Below are 14,579 nucleotides of genomic sequence, written 5' to 3'. Positions count from 1 at the left end.
CTTGCCTCTTCGGCCCGTTTATATTTTTTGCCTTACCTTTTATTTTACCACGGTACTCTGGTATCAGGGGCGGAACTTTACAAATTTGTAAGGCAGCGCCGCAGAAAAAAAGCCCCCCGTGCCGGATTGGCACAGGGGGCCGGAAAGAATTCTTAACCTCTTTCCCCGGTCATTCGCCGGGCGCGGGGGCAGGCGGGGTCTTGCCCGCCCAGCACAGGGCCAGCGCCTCCAGCAGCCGGTCCATGTCGATGGGCTTGGACACATGGGCGTTCATGCCCGCGGCGGTGGTGCGGTCCACGTCCTCGGCGAAGGCGTTGGCGGTCACGGCCACGATGGGCACCACGGCCGCGTCCGGCCGGTCCAGACGGCGGATGGCCCGGGCGGCTCCGCAGCCGTCCAGCACCGGCATCTGCATATCCATCAGGATGGCGTCCACCGAATAGGGGGCCGAGCGCTGGAACTTCTCCACCGCCTCGGCGCCGTTGGCCGCACCGATCACCTGGACTCCGCTCATGGTGAGCAACTCGGTGACGATCTCCATATTCAGCTCGTTGTCCTCGGCCACCAGAATGGTCTGGCCCGCCAGCGAACCGGCGGCCTCTGCGGCGGCCTCACCGGACGCTTCGCCTGCCGCCGCGCCGATCACCGGGCCGTCGTGCTGCTCCACCACCTCCAGCGGGAGGGTCACGGTGAAGCGGCTGCCCTTGCCCACGGCGCTCTCCACCGTGATCTCGCCGCTCATCTGCTGCACCAGGCTCTTCACGATGGGCATACCCAGGCCGGTGCCCTCGGTGGTGCGGGGGGTGAAGTGGGTCTCGCGGGCATAGGGCTCGAAGATGTGATTCAAAAATTCCTCGCTCATGCCGATGCCGGTGTCGGCCACCACGATCTGGAATTTGCTGTGCTTCTGGTAGTCGAACTGGCGGGCCTCCACCTTGATCTCGGCCCCCTCGCAGCTGTACTTCAGCGCGTTGGAGAGCAGGTTGTTCATGATCTGGCCGATCTTGAAGGAGTCGCCCTTCACCACCGGGTCCTTGATCTGCACCGACAGCTCAAAATGCTTCTGCTGGCGCTCGGCCTGGGCGCGGAACATCTCGCACACCTCGGTCAGGTATTCGTTCAGATTGAACTCCTTCACATCCAGGGCGCTCTTGCCCGCCTCCAGCTTGGCCATTTCCAGAATGTCGTTGATGAGCATGAGCAGCTGCTTGGCCGCGAATTCCACCTTTTTGATGTAGCCGGTGACCTTTTCCGCGTCGCCGGGGGTACGGCGGATCAGCTCGGAATAGCCGATCACCGCGTTCAGTGGGGTGCGCATGTCGTGGGACATGGTGTTGAAGAAGGTGTTGCGGGCCTCGGCGCTGGTCTTGGCGGTGTCCAGCGCCTCCTGCAGAATCATCATGTGCTGCATCTGCTGGCGCTTTTCCACGTCCACGTCCTTGAAGCAGAGGATTACCTCGCCGGGCAGGATGTGCTTCTGGTAGATGGTGCGCACGTTCACCCAGTGGTAGCTGCCGCCGAACATGCGCTGGTAGTCGCCGCCGTAGTCCAGCACGTTCTCCTTCACCCGCTGGGCAATGCTCTTGAGCGAGAAGTCCTGCTCGAACTCGGCGTAGGCCTCCGGGTGCACCCGCTTTTTCACCTGAGCCAGCAGCATATCGTAATCGCCGCTCTCGGCAAAGGTGCCCCGCAGGTCCGGCGAGGTCTTGATGGCCCGGTAGGTGCCGGCCTCAAAGTCCACCCGGTAGATGGCAAAGAAGGAATCGCTCAGCACCCGGATGGTCTTTTCGGTCTCGGCCAGCCGCCGCAGGTTCAGAATGTCCCGCACCACCATGAACAGAAGGGTCACAAAGGCGATGAGGGCCACGCCGATCAGCGAGTAGATCACCGGGTCCTTCTCGCCCATCAGCACCTCCTGGATGGGGATGGTCATCACCACGGTCCAGCCGTTGTCCATCTCGGCATAATACACGCCCCGGGCCACGCCCTTGGGGTCCACGATCTGGGCGTCGTAGGCAAAGAGGCTGCCGTCCCGCACGCCGCTGATCAGCTGCTCGGCATACGCCGGGTCGGTGGCCTGCCGGTCGATCAGCCGGTAGAGCAGCCTGCCGTCGGTATCGAACAGATAAAAATGATAGGTGGAGGGCAGGCTGATCTCCAGATCCAGCACATCGCCCTGGTTGATGTACACATCCATGACCAGCACATCGCCCTCGGTGTCGATGGCTTTGGAGAGGGTGAAGATCTGGTCGCCGGTGATGGCCTCCTCATACACATCGCTGAAAATGACCTCATCCGGCGAGGCCAGGGCTCTCTGATACCAGTCAGTATCGGAGTAGTCATACACCCCGTCGCCGGTCCAGGGGTTGGCGGCCACGATCTGCCCCCCGATCACCGCATACAGGTCGGCCACATGACCGCCGAACAGCTCATGCACGTTCTGCTGATACTCGGCCATGCCCTCCTGCATCCGTTCCTCGCTCATGTTGGCATCCACGTCCCGGATGGTATACATCCAGGCCATATCAAACACCCGGGCAAAGCCGTCCAGCCTGCTCTGGGTCTCGCGGGCGTAGCTCTCCGCCAGCGACATGCCCATCTGCTGGGTGTTGCGCATCATCTTGTCCCGTACCAGGCCGATGCCCACCAGCAGAAGGGTGGCCACCACCACCAGCGTGGTGATGCTCAGCACGATGCTGTTCAGCGCCCGGCGCTGCTGCTTTTCCATGCCTTGTTCCCCTCTTTCCCGCCGGGGCGCGCCCGGCCGCTTCATTCCACGTTACAGTGTACCACAGTTCCCGGTTTTTCGCCAGTGAGTGCCTCACACACCCGTCGGGTGAGTAAAATGAGTCTGCCGGTAGGCCCGGGGCGAGATGCCGTACACCGATTTGAAGGCCCGGGAAAAATGCAAGGGGTTTGCGTAGCCCACCATGGTGCTGATGGTGCTCACCGGCTGGGTGGTCTCCTTTAAAAACTGGGCCGCCTGGGCCATGCGGTAGTGCAAAAGAAAGGCCTGGGGGCTCTCGCCCATGGTATCCCGGAAGAGCTTGCCGAAGTAGCTTCGGTTCAGCCCGCAGAAGGCGGCGATGTCCTCCACCGACACGTCCCGCTGGTAGTTCTGTTCAATGAAGGACAGCGCCTCCTTCATATAGAAGTCCCGCAGGCGGCGCTGGCTCTGGTGCTGGCGCGCCGCCGAGGATTCCACCAGCTGGTCCAGGAACAGAAAGCCCCGGCCGATCTGCCGGATGGGGCTGGCCTCGCCGTCCTGCACGATCTGCAGCATGCACTCCCGCAGCTTTTCGCCTCCGGCCCGGGTGCCGGGGGTGTAGATGGGCTTTGCCGCGCCCAGGCCCGCCAGGCTCAGGCTCTCGCGCACGCGCAGGCCGTCGAACTCGATCCAGGTGTACTCCCAGGGGTCCTTTTCGTCCGAGGCATAGGTGGTGGTCTGGCCCGGCAGAATCAGAAACCCCTCCCCCGGCCCCACCGGATACACCTTTTCGCCCACATACAGCTTGCCATATCCGGCGATGATGTAATGGAACAGATAGTGGTTGCGCCGGTACGGCCCGTAGGAGTGCAGCGGCTCGGTGCGCTCCCAGCCGTATTGATACAGGTTCAGGTCCACAAAGCGTTCGTCCTGAAACACGTGGAAGATCAGCTTGTTGCCGGCGTCCGGCCCGAATGCGGTGGCCATAATGCCATTCCTCCCTCATTTTGTCCGTTTTTCTGATTATATACCATAATGCTAGATGACTTCAAGTAAAATGATCTGAATCAGCTAAATTGAGAGATAAAAGCCTGCAAAATGATATTTATCTTTCAACCGTCAAATCGTATAATAAACACAGCCAAAAGGGAAACAAATTGTATATAGTGCACATTGTACAAAACTGCTCCCGATTTTTCAGCACAACAGCGAAAACCGCGCTTCGCAGCTGCCCGCACCCGGCCGGGCGGGCGGCGGCAAGGGGCGAATTCGCACAGGAACAGGAGGAAACAAGCAATGAGTTTGATGCGCAGACTGGCATGCGCTGCACTGAGCGTTTGCCTGGCCGCGGGTCTGGCCACCGGGCTGACCGGATGCGGCGAAAGCTCGGACGGCACCGTGAACCTGACCTTCCAGATCTGGGACGTGGCCCAGCGCGACGGCATGCAGGCCATGTGCGACGCTTACACCGCCGAGCATCCCAATGTGAAGATCGAGGTGCAGGTGACCAGCTGGAACGAATACTGGACCAAGCTGGAAGCCGCCGCCATGAGCAACAAGATGCCGGATATCTTCTGGATGCACACCAACGAGATTCTGAAATACGCCGACAATGGCAAGCTGGCAGACTGCTCCGACATCGTGGAGACTGAGCACTTCTCGGATATCTCCCTGGCCAACGCCAGCGGTTCGGACGGCAAGCTCTACGGCGTGCCCAAGGACAAGGACACCGTGGGCCTCGTTTATAATAAGGAAATGTTCGATGCCGCAGGCGTGGCCTACCCGGACGAGACCTGGACCTGGGATGACCTGGTCAGCGCCTCTCAGGCCATCTACGACGCCACCGGCAAGTACGGCTACATGGCCTACGGCGACGACCAGCTGGGCTACTGGAACTTCGTGTACCAGGCGGGCGGCAGCATCCTCACCGAGGACAACACCCGCGCCAACTTCACCGACCCCGCCACCCAGAAGGGCATGGAGTTCTACATCGGCCTGCAGAGCTACGACTGGTGCCCTGACCAGAACTACTTCGCCGAGACTGCGCCCGGCGCCGCCTTCTTCTCCGAGAAGGGCGCCATGTTCTTCGAGGGCAACTGGAACATCCTCACCGAGCTGCAGAACTACCCCGACATGGTGGGCAAATGGGATGTGGCCGTGCTGCCCGCCTGCCCCGATCCGGTGAGCGGTGACGGCCGTGCCACCATCTCCAACGGTCTGAGCTACGCCACCGGCGCCAACAACAAGCACATGGACATCGTCAAGGACGTGCTGAAGTTCTTCGGCAGCGAGGAAGGCCAGCGCATCCAAGGCGAGAGCGGCGCCGCCATCCCCGCCTATGAGGGTCTGGAAGAGACCTGGGTGGGCGTGTTCGACGAATACCCCATCAACGTGCAGTGCTTCATCGACATGTTCGACTACAGCGTGCAGAGCGTAAACAACGCTGCCCGCCCCGAGTGGAAGAGCAAGGTCAGCGACACCCTGCTCAAGATCTATTCCGGCGAGCTGGATCTTTCCACCGGCCTCCAGACCATGCAGGAAATCGTGGATGAGGCCAGCGCCGAATATTACGAATAAAGGAGGGCATCCCGCGTGAACAAAACTTCCAAGCTGTCCCGCGACGGCGCTGTCTGGGGTCTGGTGATGGTGGCCCCCACCATCATCGGTCTGCTGGTGCTGAACATCTGGCCGTTCATCGAGACCATCTACATGAGCTTCTCCAAGTCCAAGGCCTTTGGTACCTTCGAGTTCAACGGTCTGGACAACTACATCGAAATGTTCCAGAGCACCGAATTCTGGAAGGCCACCTGGAACTCCATCTACTTCTGCATCCTCACCGTGCCCGTGGGCGTGTTCCTGGCGCTGCTGGTGGCGGTTCTGCTGAACGCAAAGCTCAAGGGCCGCACCGCCTTCCGCGCCATCTTCTTCCTGCCCATGGTGGTGGCCCCCGCCGCCGTGGCCATGGTATGGAAGTGGATCTTCAACACCGAGTACGGCATCATCAACAGCATCCTGGGCCAGAACGTGCGCTGGCTGACCAACCCCGCCATCGTGCTGGTCACCTGCGCCATCGTGGCCATCTGGAGCGCCATCGGCTACGACGCCGTGCTGCTGCTCTCCGGCATCCAGAACATCTCGGCCAGCCTGTATGAGGCCGCGAGCCTGGACGGCGCCTCCAAGGTGCAGCAGTTCTTCCACATCACCCTGCCCATGGTTTCGCCCACCCTGTTCGTGGTGCTCATCATGCGCCTGATGGCCTCTTTGAAGGTGTACGATCTGATCTACATGATGGTCGACCAGGCAAACCCCGCCCTCACCAGCGCCCAGAGCCTGATGTACCTGTTCTACCGCGAGAGCTTTGTGGCCGGCAACAAGGGCTACGCGTCCGCCATCGTCATCTGGACCGTGCTGCTCATCGGTATCGTTACCTTGCTGCAGTTCGCGGGCCAGAAAAAATGGGTGAATTACGAGGTATAAATCATGAGCACACAAACAAGCAAGACCCTGAACAAGACCCTCACCTATGTGGCATTGATCCTGGGCAGCGTGGTTATGATCTTTCCCTTCGTGTGGATGCTGCTCACCAGCTTCAAGACCCAGGCCGAATCCATGGCGGTGCCGCCCCAGCTGCTGCCCAGCCAGTGGAACCTGGACAACTTCATCACCGCGCTGGAAAGCCTGCCCTTCGTGAACCTGTATGTGAACACCGCACTGCTCATCCTCTTCCGGGTGCTGTGCGCCGTGGTGTTCAGCTCCATGGCCGGCTACGCCTTCGCCAAGCTGAACTTCCCCTTTAAGAAGTTCCTGTTCACCATCGTTCTGGTGCAGATGATGCTGCCCAGCCAGATCTTCATCATTCCCCAGTACTTAATGCTGGCCCGCATGGGTCTGACCAACACCATCTTCGCGCTGGTGTTCCCCGGCCTGGTCAGCGCCTTCGGCACCTTCTTTTTGCGCCAGACCTACCTGGGCATTCCCAACGAGATCGCCGAGGCCGCCTATCTGGACGGCTGCAACAAGTGGCAGACCTTCACCCGCGTCATGCTGCCCCTCACCGGCTCCAGCATGGCCGCGCTGGCCATCTTCACCGCGGTGTTCGCTTACTCCGACCTGATGTGGCCGCTGATCTGCAACATCGACCTGAACATGATGACCCTGTCTGCCGGCCTGTCCACCCTGAACGGCCAGTACACCACCAACTTCCCGGTTCTGATGGCCGGCAGCCTGCTGGCCATGATCCCCATGGTGATCCTGTACCTGATCTTCCAGAAGCAGTTCATCCAGGGCATCGCCATGACCGGCGGCAAGTAACCACTAAGCGTTTCCCCTTATCACGGCAGGCGGCCGGCCGAATCCCGGCCAGCCGCCCGCCTCATGCTTTTTATCCACCTTTTCCAATTCCAGCGCCGGACCTCCAGGGCCCGGTGCGATTCCAAACTTCCAGGAGGACCCTTGTATGGGCATTCAATTCGACGCCGCCGCGCGCACCTTTACCCTTTCCACCCGCAGCACCACCTACCAGATGGGGCTGGACCATCTGGACCGCCTGCTCCATCTCTACTACGGCCCGGCCATCGGCCAGGGCGACCTGGCGGCCATGTATCCCCCGGCGGACCGGGGCTTCTCGCCCAACCACAACGCCGACCGGGCGCGCCGTGGCATCTCGCCGGACACTTTGCCCCAGGAATACACCGGCTGCAACACCGGCGACTTCCGCCTCTCCTGCCTGGTGGTGCGGGATGAAGCCGGCGCAGCCGGGGCCGAGTGGCGCTACGCAAGCCATGCCATCCAGAAGGGCAAATACGCCCTGACCGGCCTGCCCAGCGCCCACGACGAGGAAAACGAGGCCGAGACCCTGTGCATCCGCATGGAGGACGGCGTGACCGGCCTTGCGCTGGAGCTGCTGTACGGCGTGTTCGCAAAGCAGGACATCATCACCCGGGCCGTGCGTCTGGTGAACGGCGGCAATCAGACCCTGCGTCTGGAAAAGGCCGCCTCCATGTGCCTGGACCTGCCCTTCGGCCGGTGGGATCTTATCCACTTCCACGGCCGCCACACCATGGAGCGCCAGGCCGAGCGTGTGCCCCTGCTGAACGCCATCCAGACCGTGTCCTCCACCCGCGGCGCCTCCAGCCACCACCACAACCCCTTCGTGATTCTGTGCGACCGCAAGGCAAACGAGGAGCACGGCCTGTGCTACGGCGTAATGCCGGTGTACTCCGGCAGCCACCGCACCGACGTGGAGGTGGACCAGAACGGCCTGACCCGCATCGTGAGCGGCATCCACGACGAGCGCTTTAGCTGGCAGCTGGCCCCCGGTGAGGCCTTCACCGCCCCCGAGGTCATTCTGGCCTGCACCGAAAACGGCCTGACCGCCCTGTCCCAGCAGTATCACCGGTTCATCCGGCACAACGTCTGCCGGGGCGAGCACCGCTTCGCCCGCCGCCCGGTGCTGATCAACAACTGGGAGGCCACCTACTTCGACTTTGACTCCGACGCCATTGTGCGCATCGCCGAGAAGGCGGCGGCCCTGGGCGTGGAAATGCTGGTGCTGGACGACGGCTGGTTCGGCAAGCGGGACGACGACAACAGCGGCCTGGGCGACTGGTTCGTGAACGAGAAAAAGCTGCCCGGCGGCCTGACTCCCCTGATTCAGCGGGTGAACGCGCTGGGCATGAAGTTCGGCATCTGGGTGGAGCCGGAGATGGTGAGCGAGGATTCCGATTTGTACCGGGCGCATCCGGACTGGGCCCTCACCCTGCCGGGCCGCGCCCCGGTGATGAGCCGCAACCAGATGGTGCTGGACATGGGCCGCCCCGAGGTGGTGGACTACCTGACCGAGCGACTGACCGACCTGCTGGAAAACAACCCCATCGCGTACGTGAAATGGGACATGAACCGGAACATGACCGACGTGTACAGCCGGGTGCTGCCCGCCGAGCGGCAGGGCGAAGCGGCCCACCGGTACATGCTGGGCGTTTACCGGCTGCTGGAGACCCTGACCGCCCGCTTCCCCCATGTGCTGTTTGAGGGCTGCGCGGGCGGCGGCGGACGCTTCGACGCGGGCATGCTGGCCTACTTCACCCAGATCTGGTGCAGCGACGACACCGACGCCATCGAGCGGCTGGTGATCCAGCACGGCACCTCCTTCGGCTACCCGGTGAGCAGCATGGGCGCGCATGTGTCCGCCTGCCCCAACCACCAGACCGGCCGCACCACTCCCCTGTGGACCCGGGCGGTGGCGGCCATGTCCGGCACCTTCGGCTACGAGCTGGATCTGAACAAGCTGAGCGACGAGGAAGCCGCCCAGGTGAAGGAGCAGATCGCCTTCTTTGACAAGCACTACCAGCTGATTCAGAACGGGCTGTATTACCGGCTCACCGACCCCACCGAGGAAAGCCGCTACGCGGCCTGGCAGTTTGTGGACGAGGAGCAGAGCGAGGCGCTGTTCAATCTGATTCTCACCCATCCGGAGGCCAACGCCCGCCCGCTGCACGTGTGGCTGCGCGGCCTTGACCCGGACGCTCTGTACCGTGTGGAGAGCCTGGACATCCACGGCTGCCACTGCGCGCCCCAGGCAGGCCTGGACCTGGCCATGGAGGGCGTGGGCAAGGTCTACAGCGGCAGCACCCTGATGCGCGCAGGCTACACCCTGCCCCAGCTGGCCGGCGACTACCCCAGCGTGCAGATGTATGTAAAGCGCGTATAAGCAAAACGAGAAGAGAGAAGAAAAAGTAAAACAAAAAAGCCCGGGAACGCCCGGGCCATATAGAGGGATGGATAACCCCCGGTGGCAGCTTGCCGCCGGGGGTTTTGTAAAATCAATCATTCATGGGAGGATGAGCAAATTTCTTTCACAGTTTTGCTCAATTTTTTATAATAAACTTGTCCTGTACTGTCTGATACATAAATTTTTATCTTCGTATTTTCACAAACACTTTTTTCCTTTTGACAATGTAACAATACATCGATAAACGCGTTGCGATCAAAATACAATAGAACTGTTTTTTCTACGGGAAGGTAGTAAGGGAATTCAGGATAAAGGTATTCTCTCATCCCTTGTGGTAATTGATCAGCATACAGATGCGGAACAAACATAATATTTTCTTCGTTGTCTAAAGCAATGCCCCATTGCTGAATATAGACATCTCTATTCCCACAGTTAGATATCTTTAAAGCAACTTGTAATGGAACCGCTGGTAATGACGAAGATTTTAAATTCACTACTCTTATACTATCTGAGAATGATAGGGCCAGCTTTTTCTTATACGGATATCGTGTTTGCCACAGCGCAACAATAATAGCTATTGTTGTTGCTGCTGATCCGATAATTCCGCCGATAGCTCCAAATGCACTCCAGAACAACGACCAATCTATACTCTCTTCATATATTCCAAAAGCCGAAAGCACATTACCCCTCCCCATTTTACCTTGATAAAGAGACCATCTATTTTTTATTATAGCATCCCCCCGCCCCGCGCTTAATTTCCAATTCAGTCCTTCCCGATTTATGTCCCGTTTTCGGTACACAAAAACGCGCCGCTCCCCAAACGGGAAGCGGCGCGTTTGCCATTATTCAGTTGCCGGATTAGCCTTCGGCGCTCACGGTGGCGATGCTCAGCTCACGCAGCTGCTTTTCGTCCACGGTCTCGGGTGCGCCGCTCATCAGCTCGCTGGCGTTCTGCACCTTCGGGAAGGCGATCACGTCGCGGATGGAATCCCGCTTCAGCATCAGCATCACCATGCGGTCCAGACCGTAGGCCATGCCGCCGTGCGGGGGTGCACCGTACTTGTAGGCGTCCATCAGGAAGCCGAAGCTCTCGCGGGCCTTCTCCTCGGTGAAGCCCAGGGCCTTGAACATCCGGTCCTGCAGGGCCGGGTCGTTGATGCGGATGGAACCGCCGCCCAGCTCGCAGCCGTTCAGCACGATGTCGTAGGCGTTGGCGTAGCACTTGCCCGGCTCGGTCTCCAGCTTGTCCATGCTGTCCTCGGTGGGCATGGTGAAGGGATGGTGCATGGCCATATAGCGGCCCTCTTCCTCGCTGTACTCGAACAGGGGGAACTTCACCACCCACAGGAAGTTGAACTTGTCCGGGTCGATCAGCTCGCAGCGGCGGCCAACCTCCAGACGAACCTGGCCCAAAGCGGTGCAGGCGCGCACGTTGTCTGCGTCGCTGACCACCAGCAGCACGTCGCCGGTCTCGGCGTTCGCGGCGGTGCGCAGGGCGGCCTTCTCCTCCTCGGTGAGGAACTTCTCAAAGCTGGAGGTCTCGCCGTCCGCGGTCAGGCGGGTGTAGGCCAGGCCCTTGGCGCCGTAGGTCTTGGCCACGTCGCCCAGCTTGTCGATGGTCTTGCGGGTCAGCTTGTCGGCCAGGCCCTTGCAGTTGATCAGGCGAACGCTGCCGCCTGCCTCAATGGCGCCCTTGAAGGGGGCGAACTCGCTGGAGCGCACCGCGTCGGTCACGTCGATGATCTCCAGGCCGAAGCGGGTGTCGGGCTTATCGGAGCCGTAGCGGGCCATGGCCTCGTCCCAGGGCATGCGCTGGAAGGGGGTGGCCACGTCGATGTTCAGGATCTCCTTCCACAGCTTCTTGATCAGGCCCTCGTTCAGGGTCATGATGTCCTCTTCGGTGACGAAGCTCATCTCCAGGTCCACCTGGGTGAACTCGGGCTGACGGTCGGCGCGCAGGTCCTCGTCGCGGAAGCAGCGGGCGATCTGGAAATAGCGGTCAAAGCCGGACAGCATCAGAATCTGCTTGTACAGCTGGGGAGACTGGGGCAGGGCGTAGAAGTGGCCCGGCTGCACCCGGCTGGGCACCAGATAGTCGCGGGCGCCTTCCGGGGTGCTCTTGATGAGCATGGGGGTCTCGATCTCGCAGAAGTGGTTGTCGCAGTAGTAGTTGCGGATGATCTGGCAGATCTTGCTGCGCAGCACGATGGGGTCGTGCATGCTGGGGCGGCGCAGGTCCAGATAGCGGTACTTCAGGCGCAGCTCGTCCTTCACCTTCACCTCGTCGCGGATCTCGAAGGGGGTGGTCTCGGCGGCGCTCAGCACGCGCAGCTCGGTCACATACAGCTCCACGTCGCCGGTGGCGATCTTGTCGGTCTTGGCGTCGCGCTCGCGCAGAACGCCCTTGGCAATGACCACATACTCGCTCTTCAGGCTGCTGGCCTTCTCGAACACGGCGGGGTCGGTGGAGTCGTCGAACACCATCTGCAGAATGCCGGTGGTGTCGCGCAGGTCGGCAAAGATGATGCCGCCCTTATCCCGGCATTTGGCGATGGAACCGGCCACCACCATCTCCTGACCGGCATCGGCCAGACGCACTTCGCCGCAATAGTGGGTGCGGCGCAGATTTCCCATGGTTTCCATAATTTGATTTACCCCTTTTATTTCAATCGCTGAAGCCTGAGAAATTCCCGGGCTCCGCAAATTCTTAGACCGTTTTATTATACCTCTTTCGGCAACATATTACAAGGCAAAGCGGCCTTTGCGGCTTGTTTTTTGCCCGCCGGGCGCTTACAATGAGGGCAGAAGAGCTGTTTTTGTCATTCTGGCCCGGGCGGTTCGCTGACCGCACCGGGGCCGCCCCAAAGGAGGGACTCCCCCATGAAGATGCTTCTTTCCCTTGTCTGCTGCCTTTTGACGGCGCTGCTGGCCGGGTGCGCGCCCGCTTCCAGCGCACCGGCTTCCACCTCCCTGCCTGATTCCGGCAGTCCGGCGTCCGTTTCGCAGCCTGCCGGCGAAGCGGCAAGCGCCAGTGAACCCGCCGCCAGCGAGGCCCCGGAATGGACCGACGAAGCGGTGGCGGAGCTGTTCCTCGCCCAGGAGCAGAACCAGCGGCGCACGGTGCTTGACTGCGCGGCGGTGCCGGACGGCGGCGAGGAGCTGGTGGGCGTGGTGCTGTACGCCGAGCCGGAGCACACGGATGTGCGGCTGGCGTTTCTTTCATCCGACGGCACCTTCCAGCCGATGGGCCTGGAAGCTACTCCCGCCGACCCCAGCGGCCTGGCCTATCTGGGCGAGGGCAAATTCCGGCTGGACCTTCTGGACGAAAACGGAGCGCCTTCCGGGCAGGTCATCACCTTCCGCCGGGACGGCGTGGAGACCTTCTTCGCGGTGGAGCCGGAGGAGTGACGCTAAAATCCACCCCAATTCCACATTTTATCAAGGATACAAAGAAACCCCGCGCGTTCTCGACAAAACGCGCGGGGTTTGTTACAATGGGAGCGGTGGTGCTGCCGGACACGGCAGGCGGTCCAGTCCCCATTGCACGCTGCGCAAAGGCAGCGGCAGCGGGGCGAAGCTTCTGTTTTTCCCCGCTGCTTTTTTGCAGAGGGGGTGATTCCTTCCATGACGTTACAGGAGGTCCTTTCGCTTCTGACCTTAATCGGCGGAGCAGTCTACGGGACGTTTCAAATCGTTTGGACGATCACACACGATAACAAAAAACGGAAGTAAGCCGCCGCACCTCCCCAGGAACGCGGTTTACTTCCGTAAATCTCCAAGGGACTGACCCGTCTCCGGGCAGTACCACTTTCTGTTAATATTATACCCCAGCCCTGTGCAAAACGCAAGCGGCCCACCCAAAGGAGGCCTTCCCATGCTGTACACCACAACCCTGACCGGCCCGCTGGGGCCGGTGATGCTGGCGGGCACCGAGACCCACCTGACCGGCCTGTGGCTGGAGGGGCAGATGCACTTCGCCGCCCATCTGCCGCCGGATGTGCCAAAGCGGGCGGACCTGCCCCCGTTCGAGCTGGCCCGGCACTGGCTGGAGGACTACTTCGCGGGCCATGCTCCCGACCCGGCGGCACTGCCGCTGGCCCCACAGGGCAGCGAATTTCAAAAGCAGGTGTGGGCGCTGCTGCTGGCAATTCCCTACGGGCAGACCACCACCTACGGCGCGCTGGCCCGGGCCATTTCCGCCCAGACCGGCCGCCCCATGGCCAGTCAGGCGGTGGGAGGCGCGGTGGGCCGCAACCCCATTTCCATCATCATCCCCTGCCACCGGGTGGTGGGCACCGGCGGCAGCCTGACCGGCTACGCGGGCGGGCTGGACAAAAAGCGCTGGCTGCTGGCCCACGAGGGCGTGGACCCGACCAACTTTTCCACACCCAAACCCCGCCGCCGTTGAAAACCTGCCCCCAAAAAACACACAAAGCCCCCGGGACCGGAAAACACTTCCGGCCCCGGGGGCTTTTTTCATTCAGAACGCAGATTCTCCGGGGGAGCATGCTCCCGCCGCGAAGGGCCTCACCGCCGCAGGAAAAACCCTGCCAGGCAGACGACGGCCGCCAGCACCAGCGCTGCGATCTGCCAAAGCTGGCGCGCACGCACCGCGCCCCAGAACCGCACCGCCCAGCGGGCGGCCAGGAACACCAGGCACAGGGCAATGAAGCCCATGCCCAGCGGCGCACCGATGGCGTAGATCGGGTCCGGCCAGGCCTTGCCGCTGACCATCACCACCAGCAGAATGCCCAGGCCCGCCACCGCGCAGCCAAAGGCCAGCCGGTAGAGCAGCCGCTCCATGGCTTAATACCGGAAACGGGCCGCGTTGTTGATGTCGTTCTGCATGATGGCCCAGTTCACGATGGAGAAGCCGAACACACCCAGCAGCACGAACAGCAGGCTGTTGTCGCTGCCGCCGTTCACGGTCATGTAGGCCTTGCCCATCTTGTAGTTCCAGTACAGGCCGTAGATGCCGCAGGTAATGATGTCCAGCAGAATCACGGTGATGCCGCTGGTCTGCCATTCCTGAGGCGCCACCGCACGGGCATACTCGTTCAGGGTATACATCCAATACAGGCCGTAAATGCCGCAGGTAATGATGCTCAGCAGGATGCACACCACAATGTTTCTTGTCATGGG

At 61.2% G+C, this 14,579-nt stretch carries 12 protein-coding genes; 6 read left to right on the top strand and 6 right to left on the bottom strand.

Annotated features, from left to right (window positions below):
- Window positions 1–169: 169 nt before the first annotated feature.
- Window positions 170–2,728 carry a hybrid sensor histidine kinase/response regulator gene (locus PH256_RS07755; RefSeq protein ID WP_270913656.1) on the bottom strand — a complete coding sequence of 853 codons (2,559 nt, stop codon included), beginning with the start codon at window positions 2,726–2,728 and terminating at the stop codon, window positions 170–172.
- Window positions 2,729–2,821: 93 nt separating this feature from the next.
- On the bottom strand, window positions 2,822–3,694 hold the full coding sequence (locus tag PH256_RS07750) for an AraC family transcriptional regulator (protein ID WP_270913655.1): 873 nt from the start codon (window positions 3,692–3,694) through the stop codon (window positions 2,822–2,824).
- Window positions 3,695–4,003: 309 nt separating this feature from the next.
- Between PH256_RS07750 and PH256_RS07745 the strand changes: the two genes are divergently transcribed.
- The 4 genes from PH256_RS07745 to PH256_RS07730 all read left to right on the top strand — a co-directional run bounded on the left by PH256_RS07745 (window position 4,004) and on the right by PH256_RS07730 (window position 9,416).
- Window positions 4,004–5,284 (top strand): ABC transporter substrate-binding protein, encoded by a 1,281-nt coding sequence (locus PH256_RS07745; protein ID WP_270913654.1) that lies wholly within the window; start codon window positions 4,004–4,006, stop codon window positions 5,282–5,284.
- Between the two features lie 15 nt (window positions 5,285–5,299).
- On the top strand, window positions 5,300–6,184 hold the full coding sequence (locus PH256_RS07740; protein ID WP_333766322.1) for a carbohydrate ABC transporter permease: 885 nt from the start codon (window positions 5,300–5,302) through the stop codon (window positions 6,182–6,184).
- A gap of 3 nt (window positions 6,185–6,187) precedes the next feature.
- A complete protein-coding gene (locus tag PH256_RS07735) occupies window positions 6,188–7,018 on the top strand; it encodes a carbohydrate ABC transporter permease (protein WP_333766321.1) in 831 nt (276 codons plus the stop codon).
- A 145-nt stretch (window positions 7,019–7,163) separates the two neighbouring features.
- On the top strand, window positions 7,164–9,416 hold the full coding sequence (locus PH256_RS07730; RefSeq protein WP_270913653.1) for an alpha-galactosidase: 2,253 nt from the start codon (window positions 7,164–7,166) through the stop codon (window positions 9,414–9,416).
- A gap of 116 nt (window positions 9,417–9,532) precedes the next feature.
- On the opposite strand, the gene PH256_RS07725 is transcribed toward PH256_RS07730, so the two are convergent.
- Both PH256_RS07725 and aspS read right to left on the bottom strand, forming a co-directional pair.
- The gene (locus PH256_RS07725) at window positions 9,533–10,237 is read right to left on the bottom strand and encodes a hypothetical protein (protein WP_270913652.1); all 705 of its coding nucleotides are present in this window, start codon (window positions 10,235–10,237) and stop codon (window positions 9,533–9,535) included.
- A 58-nt stretch (window positions 10,238–10,295) separates the two neighbouring features.
- A complete protein-coding gene (gene aspS / locus PH256_RS07720) occupies window positions 10,296–12,080 on the bottom strand; it encodes an aspartate--tRNA ligase (protein ID WP_270913651.1) in 1,785 nt (594 codons plus the stop codon).
- Window positions 12,081–12,317: 237 nt separating this feature from the next.
- Between aspS and PH256_RS07715 the strand changes: the two genes are divergently transcribed.
- Both PH256_RS07715 and PH256_RS07710 read left to right on the top strand, forming a co-directional pair.
- Entirely contained in the window at window positions 12,318–12,845 is a 528-nt protein-coding gene (locus PH256_RS07715) for a hypothetical protein (RefSeq protein ID WP_270913649.1), read from the top strand.
- Window positions 12,846–13,311: 466 nt separating this feature from the next.
- On the top strand, window positions 13,312–13,845 hold the full coding sequence (locus PH256_RS07710; RefSeq protein WP_270913648.1) for a methylated-DNA--[protein]-cysteine S-methyltransferase: 534 nt from the start codon (window positions 13,312–13,314) through the stop codon (window positions 13,843–13,845).
- A gap of 119 nt (window positions 13,846–13,964) precedes the next feature.
- Here the strand turns inward: PH256_RS07710 and PH256_RS07705 are convergent, their stop codons facing one another.
- Both PH256_RS07705 and PH256_RS07700 read right to left on the bottom strand, forming a co-directional pair.
- Window positions 13,965–14,240 carry a hypothetical protein gene (locus PH256_RS07705; RefSeq protein ID WP_270913647.1) on the bottom strand — a complete coding sequence of 92 codons (276 nt, stop codon included), beginning with the start codon at window positions 14,238–14,240 and terminating at the stop codon, window positions 13,965–13,967.
- A gap of 3 nt (window positions 14,241–14,243) precedes the next feature.
- Window positions 14,244–14,576: a DUF4234 domain-containing protein gene (locus tag PH256_RS07700; protein WP_087183901.1), complete on the bottom strand. Its 333-nt coding sequence runs from the start codon at window positions 14,574–14,576 to the stop codon at window positions 14,244–14,246.
- Window positions 14,577–14,579 lie beyond the last annotated feature (3 nt).

This window comes from Allofournierella sp. CML151, from assembly GCF_027853465.1.
Taxonomy (GTDB): domain Bacteria; phylum Bacillota; class Clostridia; order Oscillospirales; family Ruminococcaceae; genus Allofournierella.
This window is presented reverse-complemented; position numbering and strand designations above follow the sequence as displayed.

Excerpts from the sequence above, each read along its gene's own strand:
- PH256_RS07735 (WP_333766321.1), top strand. The coding sequence starts at position 6,188 with ATGAGCACACAAACAAGCAAGACCCTGAACAAGACCCTCACCTATGTG.
- PH256_RS07745 (WP_270913654.1), top strand. The coding sequence starts at position 4,004 with ATGAGTTTGATGCGCAGACTGGCATGCGCTGCACTGAGCGTTTGCCTG.
- PH256_RS07705 (WP_270913647.1), bottom strand. The coding sequence starts at position 14,240 with ATGGAGCGGCTGCTCTACCGGCTGGCCTTTGGCTGCGCGGTGGCGGGC.
- PH256_RS07730 (WP_270913653.1), top strand. The coding sequence starts at position 7,164 with ATGGGCATTCAATTCGACGCCGCCGCGCGCACCTTTACCCTTTCCACC.
- PH256_RS07715 (WP_270913649.1), top strand. The coding sequence starts at position 12,318 with ATGAAGATGCTTCTTTCCCTTGTCTGCTGCCTTTTGACGGCGCTGCTG.
- PH256_RS07755 (WP_270913656.1), bottom strand. The coding sequence starts at position 2,728 with ATGGAAAAGCAGCAGCGCCGGGCGCTGAACAGCATCGTGCTGAGCATC.
- aspS (WP_270913651.1), bottom strand. The coding sequence starts at position 12,080 with ATGGAAACCATGGGAAATCTGCGCCGCACCCACTATTGCGGCGAAGTG.
- PH256_RS07710 (WP_270913648.1), top strand. The coding sequence starts at position 13,312 with ATGCTGTACACCACAACCCTGACCGGCCCGCTGGGGCCGGTGATGCTG.
- PH256_RS07700 (WP_087183901.1), bottom strand. The coding sequence starts at position 14,576 with ATGACAAGAAACATTGTGGTGTGCATCCTGCTGAGCATCATTACCTGC.
- PH256_RS07750 (WP_270913655.1), bottom strand. The coding sequence starts at position 3,694 with ATGGCCACCGCATTCGGGCCGGACGCCGGCAACAAGCTGATCTTCCAC.